A 1,801-nucleotide genomic window follows, 5' to 3' on the forward strand; every position below is an offset into this window, starting at 1 on the left:
AAGAGCCGTGTAACGGGAGACTGTTACGCACGGATTCTGTGAGAGCCGAGGGGTGAGATTCCCCTCGGCTACTCGGCAGACCGTCGTGGTGAGCGTTGAGGAAAAGGCGTCCCGGTGGGGACCGGGCCGAGCAGGTAGCCGGTGATCCACAGTCGGGCCAGCATCCCGGCGGTGGCATCCCGCAGCACGTCGAAGAACGCCGGGTCCGCGGCCGACTCGAAGCCGGACGGCGTAAGAGGAAGGGACTCCAGCAGCGCCCACGCCTCGGCGAACAGGTCGTCGGCGTTGTGGCCTGTGTCGGCGAAGCGGCAGGCGAGGTCGTCCAGCCAGATCCCCGTCGTCGTGGCGCACCGGTGCACCAGCGCCCGCACCTGGTCTGCCTCGTCCGGGCACTCGACCAGATCGGCGCGCCCGGGAGACCGAGGCGTCACCCTCGTGGGGCATGGGACCAGCGTGCGTCCTGCCATGCCGCTACCGCATCCCCAGCCTGTGACCGTGCCGATCCGCTTGCCGGCTTCGTCATGCGAGGCGGTCGACGAGGATCATCGCCACATCGTCCGCCAGGTGACCTTCGGTGTGGCGGATCAGTGCCTGGTGCAGTTGCTCGAGGAACTCTGGTGGGGTGGTGTCGGCGCGTATCGACTCCATGGCCTGGGGGAGGGGGAAGAAGTCGTTGTCGCGGTTGCGGGCTTCGATCACGCCGTCGGTGTAGAGCAGTAGGCGGTCGCCCGGTACGAATGGATAGCTCTCGGGCTTTTCGGGTGGGTCGGTGATGAGGTCTTCCAGGCCGAGCGGCGGCAGTGGCTCGGCGGGCATCAGGGCCTGGATCCGGCCCTGATGCAGTACCAGTGGGGGCGGGTGGCCGCGGTTGATCAGTTGCACCACGGGGTCGTCCGGCACCTGGGCCATGAGCGCGGTGGTGAATCCCTCCATCAGGGCTTCCTGGTCGTACGCACCGGGCACGTCGGCCTCCCGGAGCAGGGCGGCGGCGCAGTGGTTCATGACCTCCAGCAGCTCGTCCTCGTAGTGCGCGGCGTCCCGGAACGCGCCGAGCGCGACCGCGACCGCGCGCATGGCGTTCAGTCCCTTGCCTCGGACGTCCCCCACGATCATGCGGACGCCGTACCGCGTCTGCACGGCCTCGTACAGATCGCCGCCGACCTGTGCCCCGGTTCCGGCCGCGAGGCAGAGGCTGGCCGCCCGCACCGGGCCCAGGCGCTCGGGGACGGGCCGCAGTATGACGTCCTGTGCTGCCACGGCGATCCGGCGGACCTGGTCGAGCTCGCTCTGCCTACGTGTACGCACGGCTCTACTGGTGATGAATGCAGCCACGGACACCAGGGCCAGAGCCAGGAAGTTGGTGTAGACCTGCAGGTTGCCCCAGGCCTGGTTGTAGGTGGCGGTGGTCACGCTGATCGCCACCGCCAGGGCCGCGGCCGAGGTGGTGCCCTTGGGACCCATCGTCACTGCGGCCAGCGCAGGCACCGCGGCCAGAAAGGGGCCCGTATAGATGAAGTGTGCAGGCGAGAGTTCGATGACCACCACGGCCAGCGCGATCGCGAACGGCACACACGTCGCCAGCGAGAAGAGGACTCCACTTTGACCGCCCGCTCCTGATCGAGGAGACGCTCCTGGTCGATGGGTGCGGAACGACCGCATGCGTACAGCCTGCCTTGCTGAAGTTGAATGTTCCACTCACGTTCTTGTGCGGCCTGAAGAGAAAACGGGATGGGTCAGGTTGGTCAGTGATCGTTAGGAGCTGACCGGTGCAGGCTCGGCGTGGACCTGGTAGCCGAGGGCT

General features: G+C 67.7%; 2 protein-coding genes. Both read right to left on the reverse strand.

The window, feature by feature from the left end:
• Positions 1-68: 68 nt before the first annotated feature.
• The gene (locus tag ACFV9O_RS40235) at positions 69-431 is read right to left on the reverse strand and encodes a hypothetical protein (RefSeq protein ID WP_385428018.1); all 363 of its coding nucleotides are present in this window, start codon (positions 429-431) and stop codon (positions 69-71) included.
• An 88-nt stretch (positions 432-519) separates the two neighbouring features.
• Positions 520-1,569, reverse strand: coding sequence for a PP2C family protein-serine/threonine phosphatase (locus ACFV9O_RS40240; RefSeq protein ID WP_385428021.1), 1,050 nt, complete (start codon positions 1,567-1,569; stop codon positions 520-522).
• Positions 1,570-1,801: the final 232 nt, after the last annotated feature.

This window comes from Streptomyces sp. NPDC059909 (assembly GCF_042730885.1).
In the GTDB taxonomy this organism is placed as follows: domain Bacteria; phylum Actinomycetota; class Actinomycetes; order Streptomycetales; family Streptomycetaceae; genus Streptomyces.